This is a genomic window from Rhodococcus sp. P4_E4, assembly GCF_056401575.1.
The window spans coordinates 219,297-236,853 of the sequence record NZ_JBFUJB010000006.1 but is presented as its reverse complement, the minus strand read 5'-3'; the positions used below and the strand labels follow the sequence as shown (position 1 = coordinate 236,853).

The following is a 17,557-nucleotide window of genomic DNA, read 5'->3' as shown; positions in this document are numbered from 1 at the left end:
CGAGAAGGACCGCCCGTTTTCTCTTTCCATGGTGGATCTTCAGGCGCAGGATCGAAGCTATGAGAAAACTCAGCGTGACCAACAGCGTGACTCTCGACGGTGTCATGCAGGCACCTGGCGGGCCGGACGAAGATCGTCGTGGCGGATTCGAGCACGGTGGATGGGCGGCACCCTTCAACGATTCCGTCATGGCACAGAAAATGGGGGAGGGGATGGCGAAGAAATCAGAGTTGCTCTTCGGACGCCGAACCTATGAGAACTTCGCCTCGTACTGGCCGTTTCAGACGGACAATCCGTTTACCGAGGTGCTCGACAACACGCAGAAGTACGTCGCGTCAAGGACTTTGGGTGAACCGCTGCCGTGGAAGAACTCGACTGTGTTGAAAGGCGATGCCGCCGACGCGGTCGCCGCGCTGAAGGAAAGCGATGGCCCGGATCTGGTGATTCTGGGCAGTGGCGACCTGATCACGTCATTGGCCGAACGGCGTCTCGTCGACACCTACACTCTGCTGATTCATCCGCTGGTTCTCGGAACCGGGCGCAGATTGTTCCCCGACGGTGCTGCACTCGCTCAGTTTACCCTCACCGAAAGTGTTCCTACGACAACAGGCGTCATCATCGCGACGTATCAGGTGAGTTGAATACATCAGGGAACTCGCCGAAATGCTGCTTCTGCCAGCGCTGGGTTCTGACGGCTTGCACACTGGTCGGCGTGACCCAGGGCGGATAGACCCGGATAGCGCGCTTGCCGCCCGAGAAGTTCGTCGACACGATGTCGTGTTCGACGAGAGTTTCGGTGGGAAAGACGAAGTGACCCAGATATTCTTCGTCGCAGACCTTCACCACAAACAGCGCGACGCCGTCGCTGGTGTCGAATGGGCGGATGGGCCCGGCCTCGGAACGGCGCCACAGGGTGACGAACTGACCGAGCTTGGTCGGCGTCGTCTTGGCGGTTCGATAGACGGAGGGAAGGCCGTTGACGGTCAGCGTGTGAGCGCTGTATTCAGCACCCTCGGACTCGGGAATCGGTGTGGACCAGGTAAATCCGTCGGCGTTCATCGGCAACGATGATTCCACGGACCACCGACAGCCTTCGTGGCGAAGGCTGTCGGTTGTAGACGCACTTCAGGCCGTAGGTACCTTGTCGAGAAACCCGAGGACAAGCGTCACCCGGCCGTCGTCGTCGCGTTCGAGTACGTCGAACCCGTCGATCAGTGACTCGGCCCCCGCCGGGCCGAGAGCCCAACCGAATCGAGCCTGTCGGTGGTGCGCGTCCACCGGCCCGACGAGGGTGAAGTGCATGCCCGGAAACTGTTGCTGCGCAGCGTTGATCATCGCGTCGATCTGATCGTGTCCGGTGACGTCCGCGAGCGGATCGGTGTAGCGGCCGCCGGGTGCGAACAATTGCTCGATCCGTGCTCTACGGGCGGTGGTATCTGTTTCGTTCCACATGTCGATATAGGCGTCGGTGATTGCGTCGAAGTCGCTCATGGTCGCTCCCTTGATCAGTTCCGGTGGTGAACATCCGGCGGTCTCGCCGGCTGAGACCACTGTTCCTCCGAAACTGCTTCGGGTCGATTACCTCCGAGGTCATGGTCTCGGCTACCTCGGGTCGCTAACTTGAAAGAATGACCTTCGAGACGATGGACGTTGGCACCGAACTCAAGCGGTGGCGGGAGCGGCGAAGGCTCACTCAGTTGGGCCTCTCGGCAGCGGCAGGAGTGTCGACCAGGCACCTGAGCTTCATCGAAACCGGCCGCTCCAAACCTAGCCGGGACATGATCCTTCACTTGTCCGAATGCCTGGATGTTCCTCTACGACAACAGAATGCGCTTCTGCTGGCAAGTGGCCACTCGCCGGAGTACTCGCAAAAATCGTTGGCGGAAGCGCCGATGTCAGCGGTGAGCGAGGCCATCGATCGCATCATCGACGCGCATGACCCTTATCCGGCCGTGGTGGTCGATCAGCAATGGGAGATGATCGCCGGGAACCAGGCCGTGAGAATCCTGACCGAGGGGGCCGCTGAATTCCTCCTGGAACCACCGGTGAACGTATTGCGTTTGAGCTTGCATCCCGCGGGCATGGCGCCGCGGATCGTGAACCTCGCGCAGTGGCGGACCCACCTGCTCGCCAGGTTGGCGCGGGAAGTGGAGGTCAGTGCGGATGCGCAGTTGGCGTCGTTGCTCGACGAGTTGCGCACTTATCCGAGCGGCGGAGACTGGCACGACGACCGCGCGAATTCCCTGCTGGTTCCGTTGCGCGTACGCGCGGGCGATACCGAATTGGCGATGTTCAGCACCACCACCGTGTTCGGTACGCCGCGCGACGTCACGCTTGCAGAGATCGCGATAGAGTCGTTCTACCCGTCGGACACGCAGACCGCCGATTATTTTCGATCAGCCGCGCAGGTCAGAGAGACTTCTTGCCGAACTTGAGCTTCCACGGCACCAGAGCGGACTCCAACTGAACCGAGAGGCTCATCTTGGAGACACCTTCGGTGCGTTCCTCGAAGCGGATTGGCGTTTCGGCGATCTTCATGCCGCGCTGAACAACTCGGTAGTTCATCTCGACCTGGAACGCGTAGCCGTTGCTCTGCACCGATTCGACGTCGATGTCGCGCAAGGTCTTTGCATGCCACGCCTTGAAGCCTGCAGTTGCATCCTTGACGTGCAGTCGCAGAATAGCGTTGACGTAGAAGTTCGCCCAGGCGGACAAAGCCTTGCGATGCCACGGCCAGTCGCCGGCAACTGCGCCACCTTCGACGTAACGGGAGCCGAGAACGACTGCCGCATCGGTAGTGGTGAGGATCTCGATCATGGCGGGGATCGCTTCGGACGGATGGGAGAGATCCGCGTCCATCTGAATGACGATGTCGGCGTTCTCCGCCAGAGCCCGGCTCATACCCGCGACGTAAGCACGGCCGAGTCCGTCCTTGACCGTGCGGTGAAGCACTCCGACCGGGATGGGTCCATCGATACCCAACTTGTCCGCAACCTCGCCCGTGCCGTCGGGGGAGTTGTCATCCACCACGAGGACGTGCAGGTTCGGGATCTTCAACGCGGCGAGGCGATCGACGAGCTTTGGCAGGTTCTCACGCTCGTTGTATGTAGGTACAACGACGGTTATCTGCGGGGCGACGCTTTCCATAACACCTTCGTATGATCTGTGATCCCGACTTGCCGGATGAAGCGTACGACGAGTGCGGTCGTGAACAAAGTAGGGATTTTACTACCTCGACGGGATCCGTCAGAACCGGCCGCCGCCGCCTCGACTGGTTCGGCCGCCGCCGCCACCGCCGAAACCACCGCCGCCGCCACCGCGACCGGAGCGTCCACTGCTGCTTGGTCCGCCGTACGAGCGGGGCCCGCCGCCACCTCGCAGAATGCTGTTGATCAGGATGCCGCCGAGGATCGCTCCCGTCGCATCTCCGCCGCCACCGCGGGGTCGTTGGTTTGCTTCCCAGGTGTTGACGTCGTTCTGCGCGGCGCGAAGTGAGTGCGTCGCCAAGGTGGTCGCGGCCTGGGCGTGTTGCAGTGCCTTGGACGGATCCGCAGCCTGCAATTGCTGGGCCGCCTGCAGGTGCCGCTGAGCCTCTGCGTAGCGAGTGCGCGCCTCCGCCCCGATCGCGCCGCGCCTGGTTCCGAGGAAGTCGCCTGCAGCGGTCACCTGAGCCTGTGCGGCCAGAATGTCCTGGGCAAGGCGCTGCTGTGCACGTTCGAGCTGCTGCTTCTGCTCCTGAGCGTCGGCAAGCAGCGCGTCGAGTTGGGCGTCGGCCGCGACGATCTGGTTGAAGGCTGTCAGCGGATCGCTGTCCTTCGACGTCTGAGCATTCGCCAACGCTGCCTGGGCTGCGGCCTTCGCGTCCGCCAACTTCTGCCCGCCCTGCGCCAGGTAAGCGTCCGCAGCAGTGATGCCCTGCTGGACGTCGTCCATCGCGGACGGAAGAGTCGCGATGGCGTTTCGGATGTCGTCGGCGGCGTGATCGACGCCGTCGAGTAGTTTGCGTGCCTGATCGAGAGCCGCTTCGGCAGTGCGAATCGCGGTGACGGCAGCGCCTTGCTTACCAGCCGGCAGCGCGGTGGCATCGCGGCCTTCCTCGATCGACTTCTCGGCGAGCGTCAGGCGTTCGCTGGCCATCGTGACGTTGTTCACGACAGATGCCAGCGTCGGCGCGGGGAACTGATCCTTCAATTTGGTCAGAATCGCCTCGGATTCGGGCAAGCGCACGCTGAGAGAAACAACACTCTGCGTCAACGCATCGAGACGTGCGGGGGCGTTGATGAGAAGGTCGCGAAGCCCGTCGAACTCCTCGACGCGAGCTTCGAGTTCTTGGTCGGCTCGACCGCACGAGGAAATGATGTCGATCAGCATCTGGCGGCGTTGATCGGGAGTTTCCGGGATGGCGTCGTCGAGTCGCTGCCTGATCGCGAAGGCTTCGGCGAGGGTGGCCTTGGCCTTGTCGAATGCTGCCGAGAAGGGTGCGACGGCGGAATCTCCGAACTCGCTGCGGGCCAGATCGAGCTCCTCCTGGCTGCCGGCGATCGCGTTGTCCGTCTCGACGAGGATCTCCTTCGCGCGTTCGTCGAGCGTCGGCAGCGGGAGTGCGTTGAGGCTGGCGATGTCGTCGGGGGAGATGTTCTTCGCGGCTTCGACGCTTGCCTTGTTCTTGTCGTTCTTGCGCTTACGTGAGTACAGGACCACGCCGCCCGTCCCGACCACCACAGCGCCGCCCGCGATGAGGAGTGTTCCGACTCCCATTCCGCCGCTCGTGTTGTTCGCGTCGCCGAGTGCTCCAGCTGCGGCAATTGCCGCGCCGGTCCAATCATCCTCGGCGAGAGCCGGTTCCACCGCGTCGGAATTGATCGATTCGATGTCGGAATCGGTGATGTTGCTCAGCTCAGCGGGGACGTCGAGGTAGTAAGCACGCTCCGCCGTGGCAACTGCAAGCAGGACGGACTTGGTACTCAGCGTCGACTTCGTGGCTGTCTGCTGTGCCCACGCCTGGCCACCCAGGTTGTTGAAATCGGGGACGAACGCGACCCACAGATCGATCTGGTGGTCCTCGCTGAGTTGATCGATCGCGGCTTGTATGTCGCTGCGTTGCCCGGCGTCGAGAACCCCGGAGGTGTCGGTGATGTGATTCGGCAACACCATCGGGGCGTCTGCCGAGGCGAGCGCAGGACTGAAGACGAGCGCCAGCAAAGCGAAAATCGCAGCGACGGCGGCGGCGCTTCCCCGACGGCGAACGGGTCGGGTGATTGTCCGACTCTGCTCTACCGAGGACAACTGCGAGAAGTGTGGTGCGAGGGCCATGACGCAAATCTATCCGTTGTGGCGCGTCGGCATCGGAGGTGATCGCCGCGAACTGGCAGAATTGCGGGAGTGAAACCTGCTTTCGGTAACCGCCCCCACGACCCATCACCCTCACGGGCGGGCGGCTTCGGGGCAGGATTGGCTCGCTGGACGCGCCGACTGATCGCCGGTGCCGTGTTGATGGCCGTGGTTCTGGTCGGGGGTACTGCGTTCCGGGTGTGGCAGGTGGCGCGCATCGACGACACGCGGCCGGCCGACGCGATAGTCGTTCTGGGCGCGGCTCAGTATTCCGGCACTCCGTCGTCCGTCTTCGAGGCCCGACTCGAGCAGGCGTACAAGCTGTACAAGCGCGGAGTGGCGCCGCAGATCATCACCGTCGGCGGTAAACAAGAAGGTGACGAGTACACCGAAGCGGCGTCGGGAAAGATGTATCTGACCGATCGCGGAATTCCGTCGAGTGCGATCACTGCTGTGGAGACCGGTTCGGACACACTGCTCAGTATCGACGCGGTGAGCGCCGAGATGTCCTCGCAGGGAATCAATTCCGCTGTCCTGGTCAGTGACCCGTGGCACTCCTTGCGAACGCGGACGATGGCCCGCGACACAGGACTCCAGGCGTGGACCGCACCTACTCGTCAGGGCCCGGCTGTCTTCACCCGCGAATCCCAGTTGCACGGAATCGCTCGCGAAACCGGCGCGCTGCTCTGGTATCAGCTCACGCACTTCTCCGCAGACTTCCCCTACACGGCAGGGCAATAGAGACCATGACAGCTCACACCACCTACGGAGGCGGCACCTACTCCGAACACGACCTCGAACGTCGTGTCGTCGAGGCGCCGAAGCGTGCGGGGTTGCCGGGTTCGCAGATCGCAGCGGCGCAGCATCGTTCGGACTTCTCGCGAGATCGGGCGCGTGTCCAACACTCCGCGGCTTTGCGGCGCTTGGCCGACAAGACCCAGGTTGTCGGCCCGCGCGACGGTGACACACCTCGCACGCGGTTGACGCACTCGATGGAGGTCGCACAGATCGGGCGAGGGATCGCCGACGGACTCGGTTGCGATCCGGACCTGGTGGACCTCGCCGGTCTCGCGCACGACATCGGGCACCCGCCGTACGGTCACAACGGCGAGAAGGCCCTGGACGAAGTCGCCAAGGACTGCGGAGGTTTCGAGGGCAACGCGCAGAATCTGCGGATATTGACCAGCCTCGAACCCAAGATCCTGCGCCCCGACGGTCTGAGTGCCGGCCTCAATCTCACCAGGGCATCACTCGACGCAGCCATCAAGTACCCCTGGACCCGGCCGCAGCCCGGCGCGAAGTTCGGGGCATACGACGACGACGCAGAGGTGCTCGCCTGGGTTCGAGAGGGGGCGCCCGAGCGTCGGCAATGCCTGGAAGCTCAGGTCATGGACTGGGCCGACGACATCGCGTATTCCGTGCACGACGTGGAGGACGGGGTGATCGCAGGCCGTATCGACCTTCGCTCGCTTGCCGATCCGTCCGAGCAGCGCGCACTGGCAGAACTGGGGGCCTCCGAGTTTCGGGGATTGGTAGTCGACGATCTGATCGACGCCGCTCAACGGTTGTCCGAACTCCCCGTCGTACGCGGGGTCGGAAGTTTCGACGGCACACTCGGAAGTTCCGTCGCGTTGAAGAATCTCACGAGTGAATTGGTGGGTCGCTTCGCCACCGCGGCGATCGCCAGCACCCGGCTGACACACGGTGACCGACCCCTCTCGCGGTATCAAGCCGACCTCGACATACCCGAGGCCGTCGCATCCGAGGTGGCGTTGCTCAAGACCGTGGCGCTGTACTACGTGATGTCCGACGCCGGACACAAGGCGCGTCAGGATCGGCAGCGTGATCGTGTTCATCGCGTCGCGGAATGGCTGCTGGCAACTGCGCCGGCCGGGCTCGATCCGATCCTGCTGCCCGCGTGGGAACGCGCCGCGGACGACGGTGCTCGGGTCCGGGTAGTGGTGGATCAGATCGCGTCGTACACGGAGAGTCGGCTGGAACGGGTGGACAAAGCGAGCCTGGGCGCGCAGGCCAGCTGGGGCTGAGCCGCTTACGCCTTCAGCAGGTCATCCGCGTCGACGGGTCGGTAGTGGTATCGAGCCACTTGCCGTAAGCGTCGCCGCCTGCTGCGCGAACGTCCTTGCAGATCTTCGACTCGGTGTTCCCGGATTCGCGATACACCGTGTAGATCGCCGTCCCCGAATCGGAGACTTGACGCAGTGACGGGCAGGACTGGTCTGTGCGTAGGTATTTCGAGCCGGGGAACGCGTCGAGGTAGTTCTGGATCTCGCTGGCGTACGTTGCCGGATCGGTGGCATTGGCCAACACCACGATTCCGGTTCCTTTGCACGAGGGGACGGTGATCGGCTTGCTGACCCCGAGGTCGCCATTTCTCGCGCCCGGGTTCGACGCCCGGGTGGTCGTGGTCGCCTGCAGTCCGGCGGTGGGTAGCGGCTCGAGCTTCGGCGTTCTGGCCGGCTCCTGAGTGGGTGCCGGTGCCGACGTGGCGATGGAAGCTGCTGCAGTGGTGGGTGATTCGGGTCCCGAGTTCCCCCGCATCACCCAGGCCGCCGTGCCTCCTGCGGCCAGAACGAGTGCAACTCCAGCCGCACCGATCGCGATCGGGGCTCGGTTTCGCTTGGTCTTTGTCGCGATGTGCGTGTAGTTCCCGTGAGCGGGATTCGCCGTGGTGTAGATGGGCGGCGCGACGATCGTGGGGTGCAATTTGCCGGCGGCACCGGGGGTGTCGGTCGTCGAGAGGGCCTGCCGCGCTTGGAGTGCGAGCGCTCCCGTAGTCGGATAGCGGTGTGCGGGATCCTTTGCCATGCCGCGAGCCACGATGGCGTCAAAACTTTGCGGGAGCGATGGAACCGTCAGCGTGGGGCGTGGCGGCGGAGCGTTCAGGTGCGAATTGACCAGATGCTCGATGCTTGTGGTGTTGAAAGGTGTTGTTCCGGTGAGTGATTGGTAGAGGACACAAGCCAGGGAATAGACATCCGCTGCGGCCGTCGGCGTTTCGATTCCGAACCGCTCCGGCGCCATGTACGCATAGGAACCGACTGCGCTTCCCTCGGTGGTGATCTTCGTGTCCGTCTGTGAGTATGCGATTCCGAAGTCGACGAGGTAGGCGAAGCCGTTGTTCGTGAGAATGATGTTGTCTGGTTTGACGTCGCGATGGATGAGCCCGCGGGCATGTGCGGCGTCCAACGCCGAGGCGATTTGCGAGACGATGTCGACGGCTCGTACAGGCGTGAGTCGGCCGAATTCGGCCAACTCGGCGCGCAACGTATGACCTTCGACCAAACGCATGTCGATGAAGAGGACTCCGTCGATCTCGCCCCAGTCGTGTACCGGGATCACGTGCGGTTCGTTCAAGGCGGCGGTGGTGCGAGATTCTCGGCGGAAACGAGCTTGGAATGACGGGTCGGCCGCAAGTTCGCGATGGAGCAACTTGAGTGCGACCAGGCGATCCTTCGAGGTGTCGTACGCCTCGTACACTTCCCCCATTCCGCCTCGGCCGAGGAGGCGACGCAACTCGTACACGCCGAATCGGGTTCCTGATCGCCCTTCGTGCGAGCTCGAGGCGTTTTCAGTCATCGTCGGTCCCATCGCTGCGGTGCAGAGTCGGCCATCAACATATCGTTGTCAGGAGGTGCCGGGGGACCGCCTAGACTGATGTACGTGGCGGGCCGAATTTCTGACAGAGACATCGCGGCCATTCGCGAACGCACTCGCATCGAGGACATCGTCGGTGAATACGTTTCACTCAAGCGTGCCGGTGGCGATTCGATCAAAGGTCTGTGTCCCTTTCACGACGAGAAGTCGCCGTCGTTCCACGTGCGACCCAACCACGGCCTCTACCACTGCTTCGGCTGCGGTGAGGGCGGGGACGTGTACTCGTTCCTGCAGAAGATGGATCACATCAGCTTTGTCGAGGCTGTCGAGCAGTTGGCGGATCGGCTCAGCTACACGATTTCGTACGAGGGTGGTGGGCCTTCCGTTCAGCGCGATCGCGGCACTCGTGCACGCTTGATCGCGGCAAACGCGGCGGCTCAGGAGTTCTACGCTGCTCGTCTGCGCGAACCCGATGCCCAGGCGGCGCGCGACTACCTCACCGAGAGAAACTTCGACGGTGCAGCGGCACTGCAGTTCGGGTGTGGATACGCGCCCGAAGGTTGGGACACTCTCACAAAACACTTGATGTCCAAGGGCTTCGAATTCAAGGAACTCGAAGCAGCCGGGCTGTCCAAAGAGGGGCGACGAGGTCCGATCGACCGGTTCCATCGCCGTCTTCTGTGGCCGATCCGCAGCGTCGCCGGTGACGTCATCGGCTTCGGTGCCCGCAAGCTTTTCGACGACGACACCATGCCGGGCAAGTACGTCAACACGCCGGAAACGATCCTCTACAAGAAGTCTCAGGTCCTGTTCGGCTTGGACCTCGCCAAGCGCGACATCGCCAAGGGACACCAGGCAGTAGTCGTCGAGGGCTACACCGACGTCATGGCGATGCACTTGGCCGGCGTCAAGACCGCCGTCGCTTCGTGTGGAACCGCCTTCGGTGAGGAGCACCTTGCGATGCTCCGCCGACTCCTGATGGACGACAGCTACTTTCGCGGTGAGATCATCTACACCTTCGACGGTGATGCCGCAGGGCAGGCCGCTGCGATGAAGGCGTTCGAGGGTGATCAGAAGATGGCCGGGCAGACGTTCGTCGCCGTCGCGCCCGACGGAATGGACCCGTGCGATCTGCGTCTGAAGTCTGGTGACGCCGCCGTTCGCGACCTCGTGGCACGGCGCACTCCGATGTTCGAGTTCGTGGTGAAGTCCATCCTCACCGAACACGATCTGGAGACCGCTGAAGGTCGCGTCGAGGCACTGCGTCGCACCGTCCCCGTCGTTGCGCAGATCAAGGAATCAACCCTGCGCGACAGCTACGCGAATCTGTTGTGCGGATGGGTCGGTTGGGACGATCTTCCGTCGGTTCGACGACGAGTGCGTGACGAAGCTCGCAAACGGGCGTCGACGCGCGGATCTTCGCCGGCGCCCAAGCGTCGTCAGGTTGTCGAGGCACCTGCCGCCGATGCGCTCGCGCTGCCGATCGGAATTTCCAGGCCCCGGCCCAACGATCCGGCGCTCTCGACGCAGCGAGCTGTCCTCAAGGCCGCATTGCAGCACCCTGGCATCGCCGGCAGTGTCTTCGACTCGTTGCCTCCCGAGACATTCACCCACCCCGCCTACGTTGTCATCAGACAGGCAATGGCTGACGCCGGTGGAACGAGCAAGGGGCTCGGTGGCGCCGAGTGGATCGAAGTCGTCACCAAGGGCGTCGAGGACATGACGGTGGCCTCGGTTGTATCTGAGCTGGCCGTCGAACCGATGCCGTGCGACGAAGACACGGTTCCGCGCTACATCAACGGAGTGCTCGCACGACTGCAGGAAGCGTGGGTGGGCGAGCAGGTTGCCGACCTCAAATCCAAGCTTCAGCGCGTTTCACCTGCTGCGGCCCCCGAGGAGTACAGCTGCGTGAGCAGGCTGTCGGCGACCAAAGCGTCTGACCTAGCGGTTTTTCTTCAACTGGTCGTGGGGGACCAGAATCGTGGTCTCCTCGTTGATCGGCTTCATCGGCTCGAGCTTGGGCTGAGTACTCAGTGAGTCGGCCAGCTTCTGCCGTGACGCGTCCAACACCTTCTTTGTGGCCGGACTAGTGGCCACCGCCTTCGCGGCCCGGCTGATCTGCTCGTATCGTGCGCGGCCCGCTTTGGTTCCCAGGACGTACCCAGCTGCAACACCGATCAACAAACGCATCATTCCTGCTTCCCTCCAGCACCGATCGTCCTGACTCCATCCTGCCTGATGACTCGCTGGGCAGGCGATTTGGTACTTCGGTGGAGGATTCGCTACAGTTTCTCAGGCAACGCCGGAACGGGCGAAGCGAGCAAGACAATCCCCTGTAGCTCAATTGGCAGAGCTTCCGACTGTTAATCGGACGGTTGCTGGTTCGAGTCCAGCCGGGGGAGCAGCAAAGCCCCTCACCTGAGAAATCGGGTGGGGGGCTTTCTTGTTTGTCTGATCTTGTTTTTGTCTGACCAAGTCTTTGTCTGACCTAGCGCGGTCTTTGTCTGACCTAGCGCGCTCGCAGCAGACCCACCGATCGAAGTGCCGATTCGACGTCTGCCGCCTTGTTTGCTTGTTCTGCGCGAATTCCCAGCCGTCGAGCGCTGAGGACGTTCACCGGGTTGTCGTCGACGAAGAAGGTCTGCTGTGGACGCGCATCGAGAAACTCCAGCGCGGCCAGGAAGGCCGCAGGGTCGGGTTTGGTAGCTCCGAGCATGCAGGAGAAAACATGCTCGTCGATTGCCACTGGAGTTACAACACTTTCGATGGCGGCCAACAGGACAGGTCCATTGTCGGAGAGTGTGGCGACCGCGACGCCCTCGCTTCGAAGCGCGATTGCGAGATCGATGACTGCGCGGTCCGGGATGAAGGCCTTGGCCCAGGCTCGGCGAAGGTCGTCGCGGTCACCGGGAAACCCGAGCCGTCGAAAGCGTTCCAGGATCGCGGTTTCGGAGTGAAGGCCGAGGTCGCATTCCTGGTCGAACCCGGACGCGAACACGAGGGCATGAATCTCTTCTTCAGTGACGCCGATGGCCGCTGCCAGTTCTGCCGGCGCGAAGTTCAGGCTCGAATCGACACAGCACCCCGCCCAGGTCGAACAACACGAGTTCAGGTGGTCCGCTGTCGTTCGCCATGTCGGAGAGGATAGGCGTCATCAGCACCCGTGAACGCGACGCGTAGATATTGGCGACAGATACACCAAAGCCCGACGCAAGTGTCTGCGTCGGGCTTTGGTGGAACTGTCGAACTGTTTGACGGGAGCGCTTACTTCGCTGCGCGATCCGACGGCTCGAACAGCCGGATGATGTGGCTGGGGTTGATGTAATAGACACCATTCGGAGAATTGAGGACGAGAGTGTCTTCGGTGAAATCGGTGACGGTGCCGTTCAACTTCGCGCCGTCGGACATGATGATCCGGATCGTGGCCTTCGAGTTCTTGAATTCGGTCAGTGCAAGCTTCATGTGGTGATCCTGTTCCGTGGGGTGTGCACTCCCACGGTATCGGCTCATCGCGCCTGTGCCGACCAACCTTGGAAGACTCGACTCGAAAGAGTGCAACGCGTCACCGCCTGCCCGATTGTGATCCGCGTCGGATGTGCCGGTAACATTCGGATTCGCCGCGATGCATCGCATCCGGATGGGGCGGTAGCTCAGTCGGTTAGAGCCGTGGACTCATAATCCATTGGTCGCGGGTTCGAGCCCCGCCCGCCCCACGTTCAGGTGCCGTGAGCCCGCGGGTCAGCCCCAATGACTTTTGTCGAAGATCATGCTGCAGACGATCGCCAAGGCGACTAGTGCGCAAAGTGCAATCACCAGGACAGTTGCCCACACGTTGTTGGGATTGAATCGCCTGGCAATGCGCCTGCGGTTGCGTCTGAGTCGAGCGTTCGTGGTCACACAACGAATCGTCGCATCATGATCGTCGATCGCAGATGAGGTGAAAGTCTCGGATCCAGATGACCAATTTCCCGACAGTGTCGGATGTGCAACGCTTCTGGACGTGACCGAGATGGCGACCACTCGGAAGGCGAAGGAAAAGTAGGTACCTATCCAGGTATTTCAGCGTATGTGCTCAACCAGCCGAAGTGTCACGCTCTAGATGTACCTACGCACGGCGATCGAAGGTGATTTCGACGATCGAACTCAGGGGTCACTGAACAATTGTCTGTACCTGCCGGCGCGAGCCCGGCCCACAGGTGACGACGATGCGTTCCAGTGACCCCCTGAGCGTCGACGCACGCTGGTTAAGCAGATAGCTGGCACGAAACCATCTTCGTCTGGTGTAGGTGCAGGCAGTCGAGCCGACCCCCCGCGGCTCGACTGCCCCCAACACGCGATGTGGGGTCCGAATGGCGGCGCCGAATTGGCGATTGGGGCGCCCGTCTGCGAACCGAATGTCAGTGAATGTAGAAGTTCTCGGAATTTCATTGGGAGACAGTAGGTTTGTTTGATCCCCAGGTTGAGGGAGTCTGGGGATCGCCTACCTGTGATTGGGGCACTCACGAACTGTGACGGAAAGGTCCGCTCGCGGATATTAGATTTACGGTGCGTCCGAACTGGCCGGAGATACTTGACGTGGAGTTTCCGGCGCCGACGTTCTACCGATATCGGGCCTTCTGCCCAGGACTCGCTTGGTGACCCATACAGCAGGCGCCGACAGGAACGGCAGATACACGAAGATATAGCTGTCGAACTCGATGCCCAACGCGAGATAAACCCCAAGGTGAAACCCGAGTAAGACGACGATCCCGATTCTGAACAAGACAGGGAAGAGCACGGCAACGATCAACCAGCCTTCAGCGAAGACAGTGGCGTAGTCGAGTGCCTTCCATAGCCACTCCGAATGGATGTCGAATAGTTCGTGGGTCAGCGGACCGAGCTTGGTGGGGTCAGCGACGTCTCGTGCAACGTAGCCCCGGGTTGCCTGCAATTCGGGGTTCAGCCAGCCGGACGCAGCTTTGGGTAGTGCCGCTGTAAACAGGGCGTAGGCGACCGTCACTGCCCAGATGAGCATGGGCAGTCCGCGGGTTTGAAGTGCTTTGCGTTGTGTGCGTGAACGTCGTGCGTCGAGGGACCATGCGGCGCCCCATCCAGCGGCTGCCATGGCCACAGGCAAGATTTCGAAAAGAATGAAGTGGTCGACCTTGCCGAAGGAATTGACCAACCCGCTGCCGGTCATGAGCGTGAGGGTCATTGCGATGGACGCGGCCGTCGTTCGATATCCGACCAAGATGGCGATCGCCAGGATGAATCGGGCGACTTCGAGTCCGACGAGGAAGTTCTCGGAGGGTGGTGACGACAGCAGGGAGAACGGACCGGATTGCGGATGAAACAGAATCGAGGGAACCTCGCCCGCCCACGTGTAGTCGATGGGAAACGCGATCACATATAGCGCGAAGAGAATTCGAATGACAGCGAGGAACCTCGCATCCCCGCGGTACGCCTCGCACAACTGATCGATGTGGTCGCGCAGGAACAACAGAGTTCCCGCACGGGCACTCATAGATCAACCCTTGTCGTTTCGCACGGGTCAGTTGACGCATCGGTTCCGTCGGTGATGTCGATAATTGTTTTGCGCCAGCAGAACTCGATACTGTCCGGGATGGCACCACTTCCGACTTCGACGCTGCGGTTTCGGAGCCATTCGACCAATTCAGGGTCCGCGGTTCGGGTGTTTCGGTCGCCTGCCCCGCTGGGGCGGAACGCATAATCGAGTGATGCTCTCGCGGATGAGTAGCGAATATCGCCGGCGAGATCCACTGGGTTGGGACTGATCGTGGATCCGTCGGTGTAATGGAGAGTGATATCCAAGCCACTTCCACTGAACTCGCCGTCTGCATTGGGCACGCCACCGAAGCTGGGCATGCGAATGGTCGGGTACGGCTCAGGGCGGACACCGAACGAGTAGGCGCCTTGCACGAGGAGTACGACTGCGAGTGCTGCGATCGCGATCAGTCGCCGATTGCTGCGCTTTGCTTCTGTTTCCGGCATGTCGACGTTCTTCCTGGCACCTGGTGCCGGTTTCTTCGAATGAGAAAAATAGAGGGGATTGCCGAGCGAGGGGACTGGGTGTTGTCGCGCGTCCGTGCAGATGTGCCGAAAGTAGTTGAAGTGTCGACGAAATATAGCTGCGCGATTGCCGCTTGTCGCAGTGTTGATTTGAAAATGGACTTTGGTCCGTCGAATGGGGGACAGTGTGCCCTGAATGCTTTGCCGCGCCTTAACTTCCAGCAAGCTTGGCCCCAGTCTGCTGTGAGAGCGGGATTTCACTCCTTCGTAGATGGTCGATTCAAGCGGAACGACAGATGCTTGACACTCGCTCAGAGGCAACATGATTCGACCCCGTATGTTTACGGGGTGACCAAACCCAACAAGCGAACTGTCGCCGTCATCGGTGCCATGGTTTTCACCGTCGTAGCGGTGATCGTAGGATTTGCGTACGAGCAATCCCGAGACAGTCGGGCAACTGCCTCTGTATCGCAGCCTGACAGTTCGGCGCCGGCGCTGAATGCCCCTACCGACGACTTCGACACGGTCGCAATTTTGGGGGACTCGTACTCGATTCCGAACACGACGGGAGATCATTGGCCGGCGCTGCTCGCCTTCGATCGTCGCTGGTACCTGGCAGATTTTGCGAGCGGTGGCACCGGCTACGTCCAGGGAAACGAGGAAAAAGGCAAGCTACCGTTCGGTGCGAAAATTGATCAGGTCGTTGCGGTGAATCCCGAGGTCGTCATCATCGCCGGCGGTCGGAACGATGTTTCGTACCCGCTCGAGGTGCGAGATGCGACTCGGGCGTTGTATGCGCAGCTACGAGATCGGCTTCCTCACGCCAAGGTTGTCGTCATCGGCCCCATCATGGACAACCGGCCTCCATCCGAGACCGCTGTCAATGTCAACGATCGAATCCGTTCCGCCGCTGAGCAGTACAAGCTGCCTTTCATTGATGCGCTCGCCGAGAACTGGCTGTCGGACCCGACGTTACTCAAGGAAGACGGCATGCATCCCACGCCGGCAGGTCAAAGGCTCATGTTCGAGAAGATCAGCGAGCACCTTCACTCGCTCGGTCTCTAGCTCTGAAGGAAAGCGAAGAGGACCCCGCAGGCGCGGGGTCCTCTTTTTCGTGAAAAGTATTGTCGGACTTAGGTCATCAGTAGCGAGGACTTTGGGTGCAGTCTTGGCTGGCCGGCTGCCTCACACGATGATGGAAAAGTTCGGGTAAGAAAGCTCTCGCGGGCTGTGTCGCCGCCCCTATCCGCGTTGCGGCTTGTGTGCATCGCAGTTCACCGCAGGTGATGCACGCGCGGCGATATCTACGCTGGGAGCTCGTCGGCGGAATGTCATTCTTGTGCCTTGCCGGTGGCTCGATCATCACTGCAGCCTGAACGGAGATGGCAGGGATGGCGTAGATCATGTCGACAAGTTGGCCACCCTTGATGTTCTGCGCCACCCGTGATCAAACCGGGCAATCGGAACAAAGTGCTTGTCGAAGAGTTACAGTTGATGTTAATATGTAACGATAAGTCGCAAATGAACAGCGGCTTCGAAGTCGCGCTACCGGAAGCCGATGGGCGCCGGGGGAGATTGGTCTGCTGTCGATGCGCGACGCCGTTGGGTGGCACAGATCAAGGCTCTGCGAGTTGCTCCCGGTCGCACCCCTGATCAACCTGACAGACCAACGTAACGGAGAACGTACTGTGACAATCAAGAACTCGATCGCGCCTGGTGTCATAGCCGATCATGGAAACAGGCTGTTCGGCAACACTATTCGATCAGCTGAAGGTGAGGAACTCGTCCAGCGGCTGAATGCCATGTTCGAGCGAGCGAACAGCACAGGTCAGGTGGTGAATCAACGAGAACTCTCGACCGTGCTTTCTGTGCGGAGATCCGAGGGTTCCCCGGGCGACCGGTCGATTCCGGCGCCTGACAGGCTGATGCGTGCGACCGAGGGACTCTCGTACGAATCCCTCGCCTTGTTGATTTGTGCGGCCAAGCATTTGCTGCGTTCGGAAGGCGTACATGTCGACTCGGCGCCCTTCACCTGAAGGAACGACGAGACCAGTTGAAGCCTCGGCCAGAGTCGCGTCACAGGATCTTTGACGTTGAACTGAAAGCTCTGGGGAATTTCAAGCGACCGGCCGTCGCAGACGAACGAAAATTTGTCACCAACGGAATGGCGTTGATACGTCGTTGTCCGGAATTCCGTTGTGCGAGGGGCGAACCAGACGTCCAGTGTTGCTCAACCGCAGGATCCTGATTCTGCCTTCTCGAATGCCTCCTCGATGCGCTGACGCCCCTCAGCGTCGAATCCCCTCCAGTCGCGGTATGGTCCGCTCATGTATTCGCGGACTCGATCGATCGGTGACGCGGAATCGCTAGGAGTACGTCCCAATTCTTCGGCCAATCCGAGTATCGACTGGCAGATCTTTTCGACTGAGTCTGGTACTTCGAGCCTTCGGACCCACGTTCCGCCCGTTTCGGTTGTTGTCGTTGCGGTGTCGGGTTGCTGCACTGTCTGCAACCCGCAGCCCGCAATCAACAAGCCGGCAGCGAGAGTGGACAAGGCGAGCGAAGAGCGCATGTTACGAATCAAACCAGATGCCGCAAACGA

The 17,557-nt window shown here is 61.3% G+C and carries 18 protein-coding genes and 2 tRNA genes; 9 read left to right on the top strand and 11 right to left on the bottom strand.

The annotated features are described in order from the left end of the window. Window positions 1-59: 59 nt before the first annotated feature. Window positions 60-641, top strand: a complete 582-nt coding sequence (locus AC1DVN_RS09885; protein WP_019748997.1) for a dihydrofolate reductase family protein — start codon at window positions 60-62, stop codon at window positions 639-641. Here AC1DVN_RS09885 and AC1DVN_RS09880 read toward each other — a convergent pair. Together AC1DVN_RS09880 and AC1DVN_RS09875 are read right to left on the bottom strand one after the other, a co-directional pair. Then, a complete protein-coding gene (locus AC1DVN_RS09880) occupies window positions 616-1,077 on the bottom strand; it encodes a MepB family protein (protein ID WP_477847009.1) in 462 nt (153 codons plus the stop codon). The two genes, AC1DVN_RS09885 and AC1DVN_RS09880, sit on opposite strands and share 26 nt — an antisense overlap. Before the next feature lie 48 nt (window positions 1,078-1,125). Further along, window positions 1,126-1,491 carry a nuclear transport factor 2 family protein gene (locus AC1DVN_RS09875; protein WP_477993764.1) on the bottom strand — a complete coding sequence of 122 codons (366 nt, stop codon included), beginning with the start codon at window positions 1,489-1,491 and terminating at the stop codon, window positions 1,126-1,128. Between the two features lie 137 nt (window positions 1,492-1,628). On the opposite strand from AC1DVN_RS09875, the gene AC1DVN_RS09870 reads away from it, so the two are divergent. Beyond that, on the top strand, window positions 1,629-2,435 hold the full coding sequence (locus AC1DVN_RS09870; RefSeq protein ID WP_477993763.1) for a helix-turn-helix domain-containing protein: 807 nt from the start codon (window positions 1,629-1,631) through the stop codon (window positions 2,433-2,435). On the opposite strand, the gene AC1DVN_RS09865 is transcribed toward AC1DVN_RS09870, so the two are convergent. Beyond that, window positions 2,410-3,147 (bottom strand): polyprenol monophosphomannose synthase, encoded by a 738-nt coding sequence (locus AC1DVN_RS09865; protein WP_003944487.1) that lies wholly within the window; start codon window positions 3,145-3,147, stop codon window positions 2,410-2,412. The two genes, AC1DVN_RS09870 and AC1DVN_RS09865, sit on opposite strands and share 26 nt — an antisense overlap. A gap of 99 nt (window positions 3,148-3,246) precedes the next feature. Continuing rightward, the gene (locus tag AC1DVN_RS09860; protein WP_477993762.1) at window positions 3,247-5,313 is read right to left on the bottom strand and encodes a TPM domain-containing protein; all 2,067 of its coding nucleotides are present in this window, start codon (window positions 5,311-5,313) and stop codon (window positions 3,247-3,249) included. A gap of 69 nt (window positions 5,314-5,382) precedes the next feature. Here AC1DVN_RS09860 and AC1DVN_RS09855 point away from each other — a divergent pair, with 69 nt between their 5' ends. Beyond that, window positions 5,383-6,072 (top strand): YdcF family protein, encoded by a 690-nt coding sequence (locus tag AC1DVN_RS09855; RefSeq protein ID WP_007731109.1) that lies wholly within the window; start codon window positions 5,383-5,385, stop codon window positions 6,070-6,072. Between the two features lie 5 nt (window positions 6,073-6,077). Further along, window positions 6,078-7,376: a deoxyguanosinetriphosphate triphosphohydrolase gene (locus AC1DVN_RS09850; RefSeq protein ID WP_019748992.1), complete on the top strand. Its 1,299-nt coding sequence runs from the start codon at window positions 6,078-6,080 to the stop codon at window positions 7,374-7,376. Window positions 7,377-7,389: 13 nt separating this feature from the next. On the opposite strand, the gene AC1DVN_RS09845 is transcribed toward AC1DVN_RS09850, so the two are convergent. Then, complete coding sequence (locus tag AC1DVN_RS09845; protein ID WP_477993761.1) at window positions 7,390-8,928, bottom strand: serine/threonine-protein kinase; 1,539 nt, start codon at window positions 8,926-8,928, stop codon at window positions 7,390-7,392. Between the two features lie 84 nt (window positions 8,929-9,012). Between AC1DVN_RS09845 and dnaG the strand changes: the two genes are divergently transcribed. Then, on the top strand, window positions 9,013-10,983 hold the full coding sequence (dnaG, locus tag AC1DVN_RS09840) for a DNA primase (protein WP_477993760.1): 1,971 nt from the start codon (window positions 9,013-9,015) through the stop codon (window positions 10,981-10,983). On the opposite strand, the gene AC1DVN_RS09835 is transcribed toward dnaG, so the two are convergent. After that, window positions 10,888-11,139: a hypothetical protein gene (locus tag AC1DVN_RS09835; RefSeq protein WP_003941570.1), complete on the bottom strand. Its 252-nt coding sequence runs from the start codon at window positions 11,137-11,139 to the stop codon at window positions 10,888-10,890. The two genes, dnaG and AC1DVN_RS09835, sit on opposite strands and share 96 nt — an antisense overlap. A 136-nt stretch (window positions 11,140-11,275) precedes the next feature. Between AC1DVN_RS09835 and AC1DVN_RS09830 the strand changes: the two genes are divergently transcribed. Further along, window positions 11,276-11,348: transfer RNA gene (locus tag AC1DVN_RS09830), tRNA-Asn, on the top strand. Window positions 11,349-11,455: 107 nt separating this feature from the next. Here the strand turns inward: AC1DVN_RS09830 and AC1DVN_RS09825 are convergent. After that, window positions 11,456-11,944, bottom strand: a complete 489-nt coding sequence (locus tag AC1DVN_RS09825) for an HAD-IA family hydrolase (RefSeq protein WP_477993759.1) — start codon at window positions 11,942-11,944, stop codon at window positions 11,456-11,458. 266 nt (window positions 11,945-12,210) lie between these two features. Then, the gene (locus tag AC1DVN_RS09820) at window positions 12,211-12,408 is read right to left on the bottom strand and encodes a hypothetical protein (protein WP_003941659.1); all 198 of its coding nucleotides are present in this window, start codon (window positions 12,406-12,408) and stop codon (window positions 12,211-12,213) included. A gap of 177 nt (window positions 12,409-12,585) precedes the next feature. Between AC1DVN_RS09820 and AC1DVN_RS09815 the strand changes: the two genes are divergently transcribed. Next, a tRNA-Ile gene (locus AC1DVN_RS09815) sits at window positions 12,586-12,659 on the top strand. Window positions 12,660-13,486: 827 nt separating this feature from the next. Here AC1DVN_RS09815 and AC1DVN_RS09810 read toward each other — a convergent pair. Both AC1DVN_RS09810 and AC1DVN_RS09805 read right to left on the bottom strand, forming a co-directional pair. Then, entirely contained in the window at window positions 13,487-14,449 is a 963-nt protein-coding gene (locus AC1DVN_RS09810; RefSeq protein WP_080910074.1) for an HTTM domain-containing protein, read from the bottom strand. Then, window positions 14,446-14,937 (bottom strand): hypothetical protein, encoded by a 492-nt coding sequence (locus AC1DVN_RS09805; RefSeq protein ID WP_020969946.1) that lies wholly within the window; start codon window positions 14,935-14,937, stop codon window positions 14,446-14,448. The genes AC1DVN_RS09810 and AC1DVN_RS09805 overlap by 4 nt, the downstream gene beginning before the upstream one ends. A 366-nt stretch (window positions 14,938-15,303) precedes the next feature. Here AC1DVN_RS09805 and AC1DVN_RS09800 point away from each other — a divergent pair, with 366 nt between their 5' ends. After that, window positions 15,304-16,020, top strand: coding sequence for an SGNH/GDSL hydrolase family protein (locus tag AC1DVN_RS09800; protein WP_477993758.1), 717 nt, complete (start codon window positions 15,304-15,306; stop codon window positions 16,018-16,020). A 623-nt stretch (window positions 16,021-16,643) separates the two neighbouring features. Further along, window positions 16,644-16,991: a hypothetical protein gene (locus AC1DVN_RS09795; RefSeq protein ID WP_477993757.1), complete on the top strand. Its 348-nt coding sequence runs from the start codon at window positions 16,644-16,646 to the stop codon at window positions 16,989-16,991. 194 nt (window positions 16,992-17,185) lie between these two features. Here AC1DVN_RS09795 and AC1DVN_RS09790 read toward each other — a convergent pair whose 3' ends face one another. Continuing rightward, on the bottom strand, window positions 17,186-17,527 hold the full coding sequence (locus AC1DVN_RS09790; RefSeq protein ID WP_400822076.1) for a hypothetical protein: 342 nt from the start codon (window positions 17,525-17,527) through the stop codon (window positions 17,186-17,188). Window positions 17,528-17,557 lie beyond the last annotated feature (30 nt).